The following is a 16,427-nucleotide window of genomic DNA, read 5'->3' on the forward strand; positions in this document are numbered from 1 at the left end:
TTCCAGAAGTGCTTCATTCTTATTTCGAATTGATTATTTCACTGCGTTGCCGCTTACTTTCACCAGCTCCACATCGAAAACCAACCATGCATTTGGCGGGATCACTCCTCCAGCTCCTCTTGCTCCGTAACCCAATTCAGATGGAATCAGGAGTGTTGCAGCTTCGCCTTCTTTCAAAAGCATGATTCCTTCGTCCCAACCTTTGATTACCTGTCCCTTTCCGATTGGGATTTCGATCGGCTGGTTTCTTTTGAATGAAGAGTCGAACTCACTTCCGTCAACCAATTTTCCTGCGTAATGTACTGAAACCATATCGCCTGCTTTTGGAGCGGCGCCGTTGGTTGTCTTGGTGATTTTGTAGAAAAGTCCGCTCGGAGTTGATTGCATTCCCTGTTTCAAAGCGTCCACCAACTTTTGCTGGTTTGCTGCGAATTCCTCTTCTTTTCTCTTTTTCTCAGCTTCCATTTTTTCAATGATTGCTTTGTTGTTCTCCTGGATTTTCGATTTTCCTTCAGTGAAAACTTTTGCAGCGTCGTAGTTTTTGTATTCGTCACCTTTGCTGAAAATGGAAACTTTTTCAAGGACTACATCGGTTTTCGGTTTGTCCTGTGCTCCTTTTTCAACGGTTGCAATCTCGTCGATCACGTTTTGTCCTTTCACAACTTCACCGAAAATGGTGTGTCTTCCGTCCAACCAAGGTGTTGCAACTTCGGTAATGAAAAACTGTGAACCGTTCGTATTCGGACCGGAATTCGCCATAGAAAGAATTCCTTTTCCTGTGTGGTGAAGGTCGTTCTTTTCATCATCAAATTTATATCCTGGATCTCCCATTCCTGTTCCTTTCGGATCACCGCCCTGAATCATGAAATCCTTGATCACTCTGTGGAAAATGGTTCCGTCATAGAAAGGAACGCCTTTCGCTTTTGCGGTGTTGTCGATTTTTCCTTCCGCTAATCCGACGAAGTTGGCAACGGTAACCGGCGCTTTTTTGTCCTCGAATTTCACGATCATGTTTCCTTTGGAAGTTTGCAGATTTGCATAAAGACCGTCTTTCAGCCCTTCATAAGTTTCTTTGTCTACGTTCATTTTTTTATAGATTGGGGTACAACTTGTTAAGGTGATTGCCGCGACTGCAGCTAAAAAACTCTTTTTTATCATGGATATAAATTATTATTGAACTTTAATTTTAATGATTAAAGGCATATCGTTCGGTATTTTGTCATTGTCGCCATAAGTTCCGAAAGCGAGAACGGAAGGCACTAAAAGTGTTGCTTCCTGATTTTTGTCGAGATATCTCAGCACATCTTCCACCGCTTTGATGTCTTCGAACTTTCCAAACTCTACGTCGACTTTTTTCGTGGGTTCATCATATAGTTTAACCTGGTCAAAATCGTAGAGGTCGTATTGATAAGAAATCTTTTCACCGTTTTTCTTTTTTCTCTTGGAATTCAGTTTTTCAATATTTACCCAATAGTTTAAACTCATCGGATAAAATTTTTCGTTTTGGTTCCTGATCCAGTCCTCGATTTGGTTTCTTTCTGTTTGGTTCAGATTTTTCGCCCTGTTTTTTGAGATATTCAGATCCTGCTCGCTCAGAATTCCTCCAACGGGAGGATGAACCGGAGCTGGCTGCTTACAGCCGACTAACATTAAGACCGATAAAATTGCAATTTTTTTCATAAAAAACTTCTGCGAAAATAAGCATTTCCGATTATATTGGAAAACGAAAAATCCAGCAAAAGATTCTGCTGGATTTTCATAATTTTTATTGTTAATGAAAATCTAAATTTGATTACCCCGTCCCTAAAAGGAGGAAATTTAGGTTTATTTTAAAGGAAATTTTCCTCCCTTTAGGGTTTTGGGGTAAAGAAAATTTCCGATAATATTATCTCTTATTCGTTAAACCGTTTCCAAAATATTATTTTCTACCAGAACTCTCCATCCGAAAGGATCTTCAGCTTGGTTCGTTTGGATGTCGACCAAATCTTTCTGCAAGGTCAAGGCAAAGCTTTCTTCCTGTGAAAGTTTCGGAAGCTCCAGTTTTTCACCGTTATATCCGATTGCCTGGAAAACGCTGGTCACCACTGCAGTTCCTACTCCCCAAACTTCTTTCAGTGTTCCGTTCTTCTGCGCCTCAACTACTGCTTTTACGGAAACGGGCTCTACATTTACTTCGATTCCTCTTCTTTTTGCCAATTGGATGAAGCTATCTCTGGTTACTCCATCGAGAATTTTCTCAGAAGTCGGCGGTGTGTAAATCGTATCGTTAATTCTTACAAAAACGTTCATCGTTCCACTTTCCTCGAAATATTCATGGGTAGAATCGTCGGTCCAAATGATCTGCTCGTATCCTTCTTCAATTGCTTGCTGCGTCGGATAAAACGACGCCGCATAATTTCCTGCCGCTTTCGCAAATCCAACTCCACCGTTTGCAGCTCTGGAATAATAGTCAGAAATTTTCACAGAAACCGGCGCAGTGTAGTAGCTTTTCGCGGGAGTTGCGACAATGGCGAACATATATTTATTGGCAATTCTTGCCTTCAACGCTTCTTCGGTCGCGAAAATCAGCGGACGGATGTAAAGCGACATCCCCTCTCCTTCAGGAATCCATGCACGGTCAAGATCAACCAGCGCCTTCAATCCGTCAATGAACATTTCCTTGGTTACTTCAGGCATTGCAAGTCGTGTTGCAGATTTGTTGATTCTCGAAAAATTCTTTTCGGGTCTGAAAAGAAAAACCTGTCCGTCTTTATCTTTATATGCCTTCATTCCCTCGAAACATGCCTGTCCGTAATTCACGCCCATCATTGCAGGGGTAAAAGGAAGCGGGCCGTATGGAACCAGTTTCACATCGCCCCATTTTCCGTTTTCGTATTCGCAAATTATCATATGGTCAATAAAGGTGTTTCCGAACGAAAAGTTGTTGGGATCGAACTGTGAAATTCTTGGATTGGTAGATTTCTGAATTATCATTTTTAAAATTTTTTTTGGTCTTCCACAAATTTAATATAATTTTTCTAATATTAAAATTTTAAATTAATTTTGAAAAAAATTATCGTGAAAAGGGAGATCAGAACCACTTCGGACGGAAGCAAGACTTTATATATCAATGATTTAAATGAAAACTATCATTCACACCACGGTGCATTGCAGGAAGCGAAACACGTATTTATCGATAATGGACTAAAACTGAAAAATGATTGCGAAATCAATATTTTAGAACTCGGTTTTGGAACAGGTCTTAATGTTTTGGTAACAATTGATGAATTTTTGAAAACTGACAAAAATCATGTCATCCATTATTTTACACTTGAGAAATATCCCGTAAATGAACCCGAAGTTAAGGAATTGGCATACGACTCGTTTTTTGATGAACCCGATATTAAGGAATATTATCAAAAGTTACATCAATGTGAATGGAACAAAACTACCGAGATTTTTCCCAATTTTTTCTTCACCAAGTTTGAATGCGATTTCTTTGAATTAAAAAACCTGAATTTGCCAGAAATTGACCTTGTTTATTACGACTGTTTTGGAGCCAGGGTTCAACCCGATTTGTGGGAAAAACCCCTTTTCGAACTCGTCGCTGAAAAAATGAAGCGTGGAGCGCTTCTCACCACCTATTCTTCCAAAGGTAGCGTGAGAAGGATTTTGGAGGAGCTGAATTTCACCGTCACCAAGAAACCTGGACCACCGGGAAAAAGGGAGATGATTAATGCTATGAAGAATGAATAGGGAATAATTAAGAATTAATAATTGCTGGTGAATAGTGAATTAGCTGCGCTGTGAATGGAGAATTCTTGAAACTTGGAACCTGGAACTTGAAACTTTAAACCCACTTGATTTTTTTCTTACATTTGATTTTTAAATTTTTGTGATGATCGACAAAATAAATGTCAGAGTTTATGCGGCTGCAATCCGAGACGGGAAAGTTCTCGCGCTGCACGAGGAATATGCAGGTGAACAGCTGATGAAACTTCCCGGAGGCGGTTTGGAATTGGGGGAAGGTTTACTCGACTGTCTCCATCGAGAATTCGAAGAAGAACTCAACTGCAAAATCAAAATCCTTGGACACCTTTATACTCAGGAAGATTTCTTGGTTTCCCGCTTCCGCGAAAACGAGCAGTTGCTCACCATTTATTATATGGTCGAAATTTTAGACAACGATGAATTCCTGATCCTTGATCCCTGCATCGAGAAAATTGAATGGATCCCGATCAATACCGCAGAAAACCCTTTTCAGCTGCCGATCGATAGGATTGCGTTTGAGAAGTTGAGGGAGCGGTTTTTGTAAGCGTGGAACAATTGCAAGTGGTTTTTATAAATTTGAAAAAGTATTTTTGAAAATGGAAATTACAATTAGGGATATTGAAAACAATTCGAAGACGCTGCCGAAAAGTTTATTTCAAAGCGTCAATGACTATATCGAGTTTTTAAAACTCAAATATCGTGAAGACAACGTTGATTGGGCAGATCAACTTTCAGAATCACAGCTGCGTTCGATTGAGAATGGAATTTCTGATATTAAGAATGGAAACACCCTCACTCACGAAGAAGCCAAACAGAAAATCAGAGACTATCTGAAATCTAAAACCTTATGAAATAGAAGTTGTTTGGTCTCAGCAAACCTTGGAAAGCTACCTGAAAGTTTTAGATTATCTTTTGCAAAACTGGTCGATCAAAGAAATCGAATCTTTTGAGAACAGATTCGACACTTTACTAGAAAGACTGAAAGACCATACCTTAATTTGCCCCAAGTCGAGACTGCTCAATTACCGAAAGTGCCTTATTGACAGGAATAATTCTTTGATTTATCAGGAAGTTAACAACAAGATTTTTCTGATCACAATTGTTGATAACAGAAGTAGGCACATCTAATTAAAAAATCCACTCATGCTTGTGAGTAGATTTTTTTATAAAGTTTTGAAAGCATTTTTTGGTCTTATCATTTTTTAACTAAATCCTAGAAGCAATTGTGCAGTATCTGGAAAATTAATCTAACTATTTCTTCACTTTAAAATCTCGATAACCTGGATATGGAGTCAGGTAACCCGCATTCCAGTTGCTTTGCAGAAGTGATTCTACGAACTGGTCGGTTCTGTCGCGATGCGGATCATAAGGATCTTTAATACTCACATCGGCAATATTTCCTTTCACATTCCACCAGAAAGCGCTCCAACCACCCCGAAGTTCTCGGATGATTTCGTAAACCGTTTTTCCTGTGGCGCGGTTCATCAGCTTTGCAAAAACACGTCCCTCGGAAGTGGTTAAATCCCTAATCTGAGCTTCGTATTGCGCGGCAAGCTCTTTCTGTCTTTCGTTGATTAATTTTTTCTGGGCAGAACGGTCGAGGTTTTCGGTATCTTTCTGGATATCACGATATTGCTGTAACGCGGTCAGGAAAAGCGGATAAACCCGGTTCAGCTTTTTATTAAGGAAATAATAGTAATTGTGGTCCAGCTGGTTATTGAATCTTGGTTTGTTCAAAAGCACCAATTCATCCATTACCACAACATTTTCGCCGTTGATCTCGTAGATTTTGGCTTTCTGCATTTCGTCGTAGTAATATTTGTTCCCAAACTCGTCTGTTTTCAGGAGTTCGGGAGGATATTCACTGAGTGGTTTCATCTGCCTTATTTCCTGCGCATTCAGAGAAAATGCCGTAAATAAAAGAAAAATGACAACCGATATGTTAAATTTCATTATTTTTACTTCGAATTAAATCAAACTTTTTTCCAACAAAATCCGTTCCTTTCTTATATGAAATTCGAAAAAAAATCAATTAAATTTTTAGAAGAATATTTAAATACTGCTTCACCCACCGGTTACGAACACAACGGCCAGAAAGTGTGGATGAACTACATCAAACCTTATGTCGATAAAATCGAGTTCGACCATTACGGAACCTGCTATGGAATCATCAATCCCGAAGCAGATTTCAAAGTGGTTATCGAAGCTCACGCCGATGAAATCTCATGGTACGTGAATTATATTACCGATGACGGTTTAATCTATGTCATCAGAAACGGCGGTTCCGACCAGATGATCGCTCCATCGAAAATTGTCAATATTCATGGTGAAAAAGGAATTGTGAGAGGAGTTTTTGGTTGGCCTGCAATCCACACTAGAATCGGTGCCGAAAAAGAAACTACGCCAAAAATCGAGAATATCTTCATCGACTGTGGTGCGAAATCCAAAAAAGAAGTTGAAGATTTGGGGATTTTTGTGGGAACGATGATCACCTATCCCGACGAATTTTTCGAGCTTAACGATCGATATTTGGTTTGCCGAGCTTTAGACAATCGCATCGGTGGATTTATGATTGCAGAAGTTGCCCGACTTCTAAAAGAAAACAAAAAGAAAATTCCGTTTGGTCTGTATGTGACCAATTCGGTGCAGGAAGAGGTCGGACTTTACGGCGCCGATATGATTGCAGATACCATCAAACCGAATATCGCGATTATTACCGATGTGACGCACGATACTTCCACGCCGATGATTGAGAAGAAAAAGGAAGGCGACCAAAAATGTGGCGACGGTCCCGTAATTTTCTACGCACCAAGCATTCACCACAATCTGCGCGAATTGATTGTAGATACTGCAAAATCCAAAAAAATTCCTTTCCAGAGAGCAGCTGCAAGCAGAGCGACAGGAACCGATACCGACGCTTTCGCCCATGCCAACGGCGGAACTCCTTCAGCTTTGATCTCACTTCCGTTAAGATATATGCACACCACCGTAGAAATGGTCGATAAACAGGACGTTGCAAATGTAATCCAACTGATTTACGAAACGCTCCTGAAGATTAAACCTGATATGAATTTGAAATACCATTAAGGAAGTACGAAATACGAAATACGAAATACAAAGTACGAAATACAAAGTACGAAATACGAATTACGAAACACGAAATACGAACAACGAAATCTGAAATCTGATGTCTGAAATCTGATATCTGTTTCAAAGTTCAAATCTCAAATACTTTTTAATGAAAACAAAACTCATCGCTCCTTCCCTGCTTTCCGCAGACTTTGGCAATCTTGAGAGAGATATCGAAATGCTCAACCGTTCACAAGCAGACTGGCTCCACGTCGATGTGATGGACGGAAGGTTTGTCCCCAATATTTCCTTTGGTTTTCCTGTGATGAAAGCGATTCAGAAACATTCAAAAAAGTTTGTTGATGTCCATTTGATGATCGTTGAACCAGAAAAATACGTGGAGGAATTTATCAATCAGGGAGCAGATTTGGTTTCAGTACATTACGAAGCGTGTGTTCATTTACACAGAACCATTAATCTGATTCAGGATAAAGGCGCAAAAGCAGGTGTCGTTTTAAATCCCGCAACTCCCGTTTTAATGCTGGAAGATATTATTGCTGAAGTGGATTTGGTATTATTAATGAGTGTAAACCCAGGTTTTGGCGGACAGAAATTCATCGAAAACACCTACAAAAAAATCGCAGAAACCAAAGATTTGATTATTTCCAACAATTCCACAGCTTTAATTCAAGTCGATGGAGGTGTGAATTTGGAAAACGCCGGAAAACTTTTCGAAGCAGGAGCCGATGTGTTGGTTGCAGGAAACGCAGTCTTTTCAACCGAAAATCCTGAAAGGACGATTGAGCTGCTGAAGGTGTGAGGTAGATGTTGGATTTCAGATAGATTAATTTTGCTAGTAATGTTACCAAGTTGCTCATAATTGTATTCGATTGGTAATCAATACAATATACCATTTTTTAGTGGTTTGGGCAACTTTTTTTATAATGCACTACGCGTTAAAGAAAACTTTAGACAAAATCCACAAATAGCTACTTCACAAAAAAAAATATTATCTTCAACCACCAAATTGAAAATACATGAATAATTACGCGAAGTTACTATTGGTTTCCACTTTCTGTGCGGTTGGAATCAATGCACAGACGAAAGACCAAACCGTAAAATCCATTATGGATGAAACCTACAAAAATTCGAAGCTGGAACAGCTTGCCTATGAGTTAATCGACGGAATCGGTCCGAGATTGGTTGGAAGTCCGAAAATGCAGCAAGCACACGATTGGGCAGTGAAGAGCTTCCAAAACTGGGGAATCGATGCCAGAAACGAGAAATGGGGGGAATGGAAATCGTGGGAACGAGGCACGTCAACTATCGAAATGGTTCTTCCCTACCCGAAATCACTTGAAGGGATGCAGCTCGCTTTCAGTCCTGCAACTGGCGCAAAAGGTTTGACTGCCGATGTCGTGATGCTTCCGAATTTTGCAAGCAAAGAAGAATTCAACAGATGGCTACCTTCCGTAAAAGGTAAATTCGTGATGGTTTCCCAATACCAACCAAGCGGAAGACCCGAATACAACTGGAAAGAATTCGCAACCACGGAATCTTTTGAAAAGATGAAAAAGGAATCCGCGGAAGCTTCTGAAAACTGGAGGAAATCCATTCAGAACACAGGAGAAACAAGCAGAACGCTCAACTCAAAACTGGAATCTGCGGGAGCTGCAGGAATCGTATCCTCGAACTGGTCGAGAGGATTTGGGGTAAACAAAATTTTCTCTGCAGGGACAAAGAAAATCCCTGTTGTCGATATTTCCCTGGAAGACTACGGCCAGCTTTACCGAATGCTTCAAAACGGAACTACACCCAAACTGAAAATCACAGCCAATTCCAAAGACCACGGAAAAGCTCCCACTTTTAATACCGTTGCTGAAATCAAAGGAACTGAAAAACCCGATGAATACATTATTCTTTCTGCCCATCTCGACTCATGGGACGGCGGAACCGGAGCAACCGATAACGGCACCGGAACCATCACCATGATGGAAGTCGCAAGAATCCTGAAAAAGCATTACCCAAATCCGAAAAGAACAATCGTGGTCGGACTTTGGGGAAGTGAGGAACAGGGACTGAATGGTTCACGTGCATACGTTTCCGCACATAAAGATCAAATGCCAAAAGTGCAGGCAGTTTTTAACCAAGATAATGGCACCGGAAGAATTGCCAACATCAGCGGACAGGGATTCCTGAACTCCTACGACTATTTGGGAAGATGGCTGAATGCCGCTCCTAAAGAGCTCACGAAAGACATCAAAACCACATTTCCAGGATTTCCGGGAGGTGGCGGTTCTGATCACGCTCCGTTCGTCGCGGCGGGTGTTCCTGCGTTTATGCTTGGCTCTCTCAACTGGGGATACGGAAATTACACTTGGCATACGCAGAGAGATACCTATGACAAAATCGTTTTTGATGATGTGAAAAATAATGTCGCACTCATCGCAATATTGACTTATATGGCAAGTGAAGATCCAGAAAGAGCTTCCAACGAACAAATCAAAATGCCAATGGACAGCAAATCAGGAGAACCTGCAAAATGGCCGGAAGTGAAGGAACCAACCCGACTTGGTGGATTCGACTGATTGCCTACCAAAAAAAACGTTCCATTCGGGAACGTTTTTTTTGATTTCTGTGTAATTATAGTTTCTTCACAATCTTTTCTAAAGTATTGATGTTGCGGGAAGTCATTTGGTCTTTCAGAGACTTTCTGCCAAGGATTTTCCCGAAAGCGGAGTCTAAGGTGTTTCCTTTAGGAATTTGCCAGTAGAAAGTATTCCCACTGATTTCAGCTTTCTCATTATCCTGTGGATTGGATTTTATGAATTCTTCCATTAAAGTATTTTCAACGCTGCTTGTTCCAACAAAAACATAGATATGGTTTTCTCGTGAACTTTCGAAAGGAACTTTCTCAAAAATTTCAAGGACTTCTGATCTCTCTTTAATGAAAAGGAATGCTTCATAATTGAAATGTTGCGACATTGCCTTTTCAAGCATTGGTTTCAAATCCGAAACTTTCCTGTCGGAAGTAAACAGGATATTTCCTGTCGCCAAAACTGAAGAGACCTCCTCCATTCCCGCATCAGAAAAAACTTTGCAGACTTCAGCCATCTTCATCGCAGTTCCGTTCACATTAACGCCACGAAGAAAAGCACAGAAACGGGATTTGTTTTTCATTGATTTAATTTAACAATATATCAATTTACCAATGTAGCAATATAACAATGGAACAATCTACCAATCTACCAATCTACCAATGTAGCAATTTAACAGTGGTTGCAGTTGTTGCAATAGTTGCAGTTGTTGTCGCTACTAAGTTTTGACCGGCGATTCAGGGTGACAAATTCACTCTAAGAAATTCACCGCAAAGCAAATTCACTATTGACTTTCGCTCACCTATCACTTATCACTTATCACCCATCAACTCTCCAACTCTCCCACTCTCCAACTCTCCAACTCAAACTATTGCGTTGCCTTGATAATCGCATTCGTAATCTGCTCCTCTTTTTCCTTAGCGTACGTGGAATCGTAAGGAGTCATCACATCAAAAAGATAAGTGTAAAACGGTGTAATCTTCTGTACATTCTCAACCTCGTTGTATGCTTTCTCTTTGCCCATCGTTTGGAGTGCCTTTATGAAATTATTGAAGCGCGAGTCGATCGGCTGCAACGATTTTACAAGATAGTCGTATCCTTTGTCTTTCTGCCCGATTTTGTCGTAAGCATCGGAAACTGCGGCAGTAACTAACGAATATTCAACAGGTTTTTTGCGCATCTGTCTTCCAACAAACCGCTGCTCATTAGGAGAAAGTGAAGTGTAATAATCGTATTCTTCGAAGATTCCTTTTTTCAGTTCTTCAGCAAGTTTCAACCCTTTCTCTTCCTGACCGGAAACGATGTAGCCGTAAACAATCGAGCTCAGTGAACGCGGATCGTTGTATTTCTGAACCGGAATTTCTCTGGAAGCCAAATCCAATACTTCAATCGCTTTGGCTTTTTGCCCTGCAAGCGAAAGCGCTTCTGCAGCGCGACTTGCCGAACTTCTGTAGCTCACAATGTTTTGGGTGCAGGTTTCGTCGAAGTGTACATTCAAATCTTTGAAATTACCCCATTTGAAATTTTTCACAATATTATAAAGCGATTCCGCATCTACCCTTCCCATTTCGCCGTCTTCACATTCCGGAGTCTTAATCGGCACCAATCGGTAACTGAACCCGTCGTACTGAAGATAATCCCCCAAAAAGAAAATATTCTCCTCATCATAAATTCCTCCAGATGAAAAATTAATTGGCCGCTTCCAATCGAAGTTTGCCAATATATCGAGCAACATCATATTGTTTTTGAACATGCTGTTGCTTTTGTATCTAATAAGAATTTGATCCACGGTTTGCGAAAGATCTTTTGCATCGATAATTCCAGCTTTCACCGCATTTTCTTTGTTTACTGGAAGAATGAAATTAGAAACCGGCAAGAAATTGAATTTTTCATATTTCGCCTCTCCGAAAAGCATTTTCAGGATTTCGTCTTTTCCGGCAGATTTATGTTTCAGGAAGTTCACCGCCTCCTTCATCGTCATCGAATCCTGTGTGAGGAATTTTCTGAACTCGGCAAATTCAGTATCAGGCGCTCCTGCATCTTTCAGGTTTGCAAAAATATTTTGCCAGTCGTCCTTGCTCATCATGTAGATCTGGTCATTGCTTCCATCACGATATTCTTCATGCACCAAAGTGGAAGGAACCGGCATTGCGTCGTAGGTTCTTCGCTTCACTTGGTCAATATTCCAAGGTGTGGAAAGCAAGGTAAAGTTGACCACTTTTACATCAGGACGCATTCCGGAAGTTTCCTGCATTCCCCAAATCGGATAGGTGTCGTTATCGCCATAAACGAAAAGGATGTCGTTTTTCGGTAAAGACTTTAGCGTTGAATATGCGTAATCGTAAGCTGCATACCGGTTACTTCTATCGTGCGGATTATAGTTCTGGAATCCCATCATTAAAGGAATTCCGAGGAGTACGATTCCCGCCACGATAGTGACGGCGTTCGATTTTACTTTATCCTGAAGAAACCACAGCAAAGCTCCCGCTCCCAAACCAATCCATATCGCAAAAGCGTAGAAGGAACCGACCATGGCGTAGTCTCGTTCACGAACTTCAAAAGGTTTTACTCCGGTATAGAAAATAATTCCGACACTGGTAAGAATGAAAAGTGAGAGTATCGCATAGAATCTTCCGAAATCTCGGTTAATCTGGAAGAAGAAACCGATCAACCCAAGAATCAGAGGCAGGAAGAAGAATTTCACTGTCGATTCATTTTTGAAAGCTCCCGGCATTTTACTTTGATCGCCCCACAATGCATTGTCGATGAACGAAATCCCTGAAATCCAGTTTCCACGGTTGTTTTCCATATTTCCTTCCAGATCGTTCTGTCTTCCGACAAAGTTCCACATCAGGTAACGCACGAAGTAATACCCGTTCTGAAAAGTGAAGAAATAATCCAAATTCTGCGCGAGCGAAGGTCTTTGCACATTAATTAAATTATAAGGTTTTACCTTGAGGTAATCTGCGGCTTTGATGGTTCCGTCCTCATATTTCTTGCGGAGGTCATCGAAAATCTTCTTTGCTTCCGGATTATCGGCGACATCCTCATTTGCATAATTAAAGGAGAAATCCGGCGCTCCGTACATGGAGATATAGTTTTCCATTACGGTTTTATCTTCATTAAACATTCTCGGCAAGAAGCTCACGTGATCTTTGCTGAACACATAATTAAAACGTTCACCCACTTTTCTGTAGGTTCCGGTTTGATCGTCTTTTTCGTAAACATCACCAGTTTTTTCACTCTTGTAGCTTCCGTCATCATTTTTCTGAATTCCGTTCGCATCGAGGTATGCGGTGTAATTTTGTCCGTAAGAAGTCGGCCAGTCTCCGTATTGTTCCCGATTGTAGTAATCGAGCATTCCGATCGCGTTGTCGGGATTGTTAAGGTTCATCGGCGGATTCGCAGTTGCACGAATAGGAATCACCATCCAGCAAGAAAATCCGATAATCATATAGATTGCAGAAAGAACAATCGTCTGGTAAATACTCTTTCCGCTTCTTCTGGCATATTTAAGGGCAAAATAGCATAAAGCAATCATCACGATAAAAGCAATCACCGTTCCCGAATGGAAAGGAAGACCGAGTCCGTTTACCGCAAAGATTTCCATTCTGCCGAACAAAGTCATTATTAAAGGGAAAATCCCTTTGAAGACAATTCCTAAAATTACTAATGTAATTAAGTTAGCCCACAGAAAACTTTTCCAGGAGAACTCATAATTTCTTGCATAGTACATCAAGCAAACTGCCGGAATTGCGAGCATACACATCATATGAACTCCCACAGAAAGTCCGGTTACAAAGAAGATAAGGATGATCCATCTTTCGTTGTCAGAATCGTGGTATTCGTTTTCCCATTTAGTAATCAACCAAACCAAAAGTGCGATAAACATTGACGCCATCGAGTAAACTTCACCCTCAACCGCGGAAAACCAAAACGTATCTGAAAAAGTGAAACACAAAGCACCGATCGCTCCCGCAAACAAAATTGAAATTTCCTGATGTTTGGTGATTTCCTCAAAATCTTTATTTAAAAGCCGTCTCAACAAATGGGTGATCGTCCAAAAGAGAAACAGGATGGTAAAAGCACTGAACAACGCAGACATTGCATTAATAACGACGGAATAATTCTCGCCATTTCCAAAAGCAAATATCCCTGCAACCGCACCAACCAACTGAAAAAGAGCTGCTCCTGGAGCGTGCGTAACCTCCAATTTTACTGCGGAAGCAATGTATTCTCCAGTGTCCCAGAAACTGAAATTCGGCTCTATCGTCGATAAATAGGTAAGAAATGCGATGCCAAAAATAATCCAACCAAGAACGGTGTTCCACTGCTTAAATGTCCAGTTTTTCATAGATAAATTTCAATGTTGCGAAAATAAGGTTTTTGAATTGTTTTCCGAGGGTTTTAACAAAAATTAAGCATTGGCGTGATTTTTGAAGGAAAAAACAGGGAACTTGAGGAAAGTATCTATAATTTTTTATATGCACAAACCAACAGATAATTTTTGAGCTGTTTATAATTTTAGTACTTTTGCAGATAGTTTTATAGCGAAAAAATGATAAAAATGACTAATGTTCACGAAAACATTCTTGGCTTAATTGGCAATACGCCGATGGTAAAACTGAATACAGTTACACAAAATATTCCTGGAACGGTTTACGCAAAATTAGAGTCTTACAACCCAGGACATTCTACCAAAGATAGAATCGCAATCCATATTATAGAAGCTGCGGAAGAAAAAGGTTTATTGAAACCGGGTTCTACCGTAGTAGAAACAACCTCTGGAAATACCGGATTCTCCATTGCTATGGTTTGCATCATCAAAGGTTACAAATGTATTCTCGCAGTAAGCGACAAGACTAAACCTGAGAAGATTGCCTATTTAAAAGCATTAGGAGCAACAGTTTATATTTGTCCGGCGAATGTTCCGGCAAACGATCCTAAATCATATTACGAAGTTGCGAAAAGAATCGCTGCTGAAACGCCAGGTTCAATCTATATCAACCAATATTTCAACGAACTGAATATCGATGCGCATTACCGTACAACTGGTCCCGAAATCTGGGAGCAAACTGGCGGAAAAATCACGCATCTTATCGCCTGTACCGGAACTGGTGGAACTTTATCTGGTTCCGCAAAATTCCTCAAAGAAAAAAATCCGGATATTAAAGTAATCGGTGTTGATGCGGATGGTTCTATTTTGAAAACTTTCCACGAAACCGGGCAAGTCAATAAAGACGATGTTCATCCTTACCAAATCGAGGGAATGGGGAAAAACTTAATTCCTTCTGCCCTGCTTTTCGATCAGGTTGACGAATTTGTGAGAGTTAATGATGAAATGTCTGCATACAGAACCCGGGAAATCGCTTTGAAAGAAGCCATAATGGGTGGTTACACAACTGGTGCCGTAATTCAAGGACTTTTGCAGTATGCAAATTCGCATGAGATTAAGAAGGATGATGTAGTGGTTGCTATTTTTCCAGACCACGGTTCAAGATACATCACCAAAGTGTACAGCGACAAGTGGATGGCTGAACAGGGATTCATCAACAACTGCGTACACAATTACGACGAGGTTTTCAAAACCGAATTGATTAAATAGAACAGATTCAACAAAACTTTGATACAACCTTTTGTTCCGATACAAAAGGTTTTTTTAGGAATTTTCGTTAACTTTGTTACTTAGTTTTTAATTAAAATTACTACAATAATGACAGATATTTTTGACCGGTTGAGACAAAATCCGGGACCTTTGGGACAGTTTGCAGATTATGGAGAAGGATATTTTGTGTTCCCAAAGCTTGAGGGCAAAATCGGTCCGCGTATGAAATTCCAGGGTAAGGAAGTGGTGTTTTGGAGTGCCAATGACTATCTTGGATTGTGCAACCACCCAGAAGTTTTGGAAACCGACGCAAAAGCTGCCGCAGAATACGGAATGTTTTATCCGATGGGAGCACGAGCAATGTCGGGCGAAACCGAGCAACACCAGCAATTAGAAAGAGAGTTGGCCGAATTCGTTGGAAAAGAATCAGCATACCTCCTTAATTTCGGTTACCAGGGAATGGTTTCCACTATCGACGCATTGGTTTCAAGACACGACGTGATCGTGTACGATTCCGATTCGCACGCATGTATTGTGGACGGTGTTCGTCTGCACATGGGAAAGAGCTTTACCTTCAAACATAACGATATTGAGAGTTTAGAAAAAAACCTTGCACGTGCCTCAAAAGTTGCCGAAGAAAACGGCGGCGGAATTTTGGTCGTTACAGAAGGTGTTTTCGGGATGAGAGGTTTACAGGGAAAACTGAAAGAAATCTGTGCCTTGAAATCCAAATTCAATTTCCGTTTACTCGTTGACGATGCACACGGTTTCGGAACTTTAGGAAAAACCGGAGCTGGAGCAGGCGAAGAACAGGGATGTCAGGACCAGATTGATGTTTACTTCTCTACTTTCGCTAAATCAATGGCAGGATTCGGAGCATTTATCGCAGGTGACAAAGACATTATCAGGATTTTAAAATATAATTTACGTTCACAGATTTTTGCTAAATCTTTAACAATGCCAATGGTTATTGGTGGTTTAAAACGTTTGGAATTACTCCGTTCAAGACCGGAGATTAAAGCAAAACTTTGGGAAAACGTACATAAACTGCAGAACGGACTTAAAGAAAGAGGATTCAACTTAGGAAATACCAACACTTGCGTAACTCCTGTGATGATGGAAGGAACACCAGTTGAAGCCACCTTGCTCTCCAAAGATTTAAGAGAGAATTACGGAATCTTCACCTCAGTTGTGGTTTATCCGGTAATCCCGAAAGGAATGATTTTACTACGGCTGATTCCTACTGCATCACACACTGATTCAGAAATCAATGAAACTTTGGCAGCATTTGAAGCCATTCACGAAAAACTGGTTTCAGGTCACTACAAAGAACAGGCACAGAAACTTTTGGAAGAACAGAATCTGCATTTTAAAGAAATATAGAATTGTTTTAGAATATATAATTT

The 16,427-nt window shown here is 40.5% G+C and carries 15 protein-coding genes; 9 read left to right on the forward strand and 6 right to left on the reverse strand.

Features of this window, described 5'->3' with window-relative positions:
* Positions 1-33: 33 nt before the first annotated feature.
* The 3 genes from MTP09_RS08145 to MTP09_RS08155 form a co-directional block, all read right to left on the reverse strand.
* The gene (locus MTP09_RS08145) at positions 34-1,086 is read right to left on the reverse strand and encodes a peptidylprolyl isomerase (protein WP_243547780.1); all 1,053 of its coding nucleotides are present in this window, start codon (positions 1,084-1,086) and stop codon (positions 34-36) included.
* An 84-nt stretch (positions 1,087-1,170) separates the two neighbouring features.
* A complete protein-coding gene (locus MTP09_RS08150) occupies positions 1,171-1,680 on the reverse strand; it encodes an FKBP-type peptidyl-prolyl cis-trans isomerase (protein WP_243547783.1) in 510 nt (169 codons plus the stop codon).
* Between the two features lie 219 nt (positions 1,681-1,899).
* A complete protein-coding gene (locus MTP09_RS08155) occupies positions 1,900-2,973 on the reverse strand; it encodes a branched-chain amino acid aminotransferase (protein WP_243547785.1) in 1,074 nt (357 codons plus the stop codon).
* An 84-nt stretch (positions 2,974-3,057) separates the two neighbouring features.
* On the opposite strand from MTP09_RS08155, the gene mnmD reads away from it, so the two are divergent.
* From mnmD to MTP09_RS14555, 4 genes are all read left to right on the forward strand, one after another.
* Positions 3,058-3,735, forward strand: a complete 678-nt coding sequence (mnmD, locus tag MTP09_RS08160) for a tRNA (5-methylaminomethyl-2-thiouridine)(34)-methyltransferase MnmD (RefSeq protein WP_243551617.1) — start codon at positions 3,058-3,060, stop codon at positions 3,733-3,735.
* Positions 3,736-3,877: 142 nt separating this feature from the next.
* On the forward strand, positions 3,878-4,294 hold the full coding sequence (locus tag MTP09_RS08165; protein WP_243547786.1) for an NUDIX hydrolase: 417 nt from the start codon (positions 3,878-3,880) through the stop codon (positions 4,292-4,294).
* A 52-nt stretch (positions 4,295-4,346) separates the two neighbouring features.
* Positions 4,347-4,601, forward strand: a complete 255-nt coding sequence (locus MTP09_RS08170) for a hypothetical protein (protein WP_243547788.1) — start codon at positions 4,347-4,349, stop codon at positions 4,599-4,601.
* A 61-nt stretch (positions 4,602-4,662) separates the two neighbouring features.
* Complete coding sequence (locus tag MTP09_RS14555; protein WP_396022253.1) at positions 4,663-4,878, forward strand: type II toxin-antitoxin system RelE/ParE family toxin; 216 nt, start codon at positions 4,663-4,665, stop codon at positions 4,876-4,878.
* A 123-nt stretch (positions 4,879-5,001) separates the two neighbouring features.
* Here MTP09_RS14555 and MTP09_RS08175 read toward each other — a convergent pair whose 3' ends face one another.
* The gene (locus MTP09_RS08175; RefSeq protein WP_243547790.1) at positions 5,002-5,703 is read right to left on the reverse strand and encodes a DUF4294 domain-containing protein; all 702 of its coding nucleotides are present in this window, start codon (positions 5,701-5,703) and stop codon (positions 5,002-5,004) included.
* A gap of 57 nt (positions 5,704-5,760) precedes the next feature.
* On the opposite strand from MTP09_RS08175, the gene MTP09_RS08180 reads away from it, so the two are divergent.
* The 3 genes from MTP09_RS08180 (at position 5,761) to MTP09_RS08190 (ending at position 9,407) form a co-directional block, all read left to right on the forward strand.
* The gene (locus MTP09_RS08180; protein ID WP_243547792.1) at positions 5,761-6,837 is read left to right on the forward strand and encodes a M42 family metallopeptidase; all 1,077 of its coding nucleotides are present in this window, start codon (positions 5,761-5,763) and stop codon (positions 6,835-6,837) included.
* A gap of 151 nt (positions 6,838-6,988) precedes the next feature.
* Complete coding sequence (gene rpe / locus MTP09_RS08185) at positions 6,989-7,639, forward strand: ribulose-phosphate 3-epimerase (RefSeq protein ID WP_243547794.1); 651 nt, start codon at positions 6,989-6,991, stop codon at positions 7,637-7,639.
* 217 nt (positions 7,640-7,856) lie between these two features.
* Positions 7,857-9,407 (forward strand): M20/M25/M40 family metallo-hydrolase, encoded by a 1,551-nt coding sequence (locus MTP09_RS08190; RefSeq protein WP_243547796.1) that lies wholly within the window; start codon positions 7,857-7,859, stop codon positions 9,405-9,407.
* 55 nt (positions 9,408-9,462) lie between these two features.
* Here MTP09_RS08190 and MTP09_RS08195 read toward each other — a convergent pair whose 3' ends face one another.
* Both MTP09_RS08195 and MTP09_RS08200 read right to left on the reverse strand, forming a co-directional pair.
* On the reverse strand, positions 9,463-9,999 hold the full coding sequence (locus tag MTP09_RS08195; protein WP_243547798.1) for a DUF1697 domain-containing protein: 537 nt from the start codon (positions 9,997-9,999) through the stop codon (positions 9,463-9,465).
* A gap of 285 nt (positions 10,000-10,284) precedes the next feature.
* Entirely contained in the window at positions 10,285-13,770 is a 3,486-nt protein-coding gene (locus MTP09_RS08200; RefSeq protein ID WP_243547800.1) for a glycosyltransferase family 117 protein, read from the reverse strand.
* Positions 13,771-13,983: 213 nt separating this feature from the next.
* On the opposite strand from MTP09_RS08200, the gene MTP09_RS08205 reads away from it, so the two are divergent.
* Together MTP09_RS08205 and MTP09_RS08210 are read left to right on the forward strand one after the other, a co-directional pair.
* A complete protein-coding gene (locus tag MTP09_RS08205) occupies positions 13,984-15,021 on the forward strand; it encodes a PLP-dependent cysteine synthase family protein (protein WP_243547802.1) in 1,038 nt (345 codons plus the stop codon).
* A 108-nt stretch (positions 15,022-15,129) separates the two neighbouring features.
* The gene (locus MTP09_RS08210; RefSeq protein WP_243547804.1) at positions 15,130-16,404 is read left to right on the forward strand and encodes an aminotransferase class I/II-fold pyridoxal phosphate-dependent enzyme; all 1,275 of its coding nucleotides are present in this window, start codon (positions 15,130-15,132) and stop codon (positions 16,402-16,404) included.
* The last annotated feature ends 23 nt before the right edge of the window (positions 16,405-16,427 follow it).

This window comes from Chryseobacterium suipulveris (genome assembly GCF_022811685.1).
In the GTDB taxonomy this organism is placed as follows: domain Bacteria; phylum Bacteroidota; class Bacteroidia; order Flavobacteriales; family Weeksellaceae; genus Kaistella; species Kaistella suipulveris.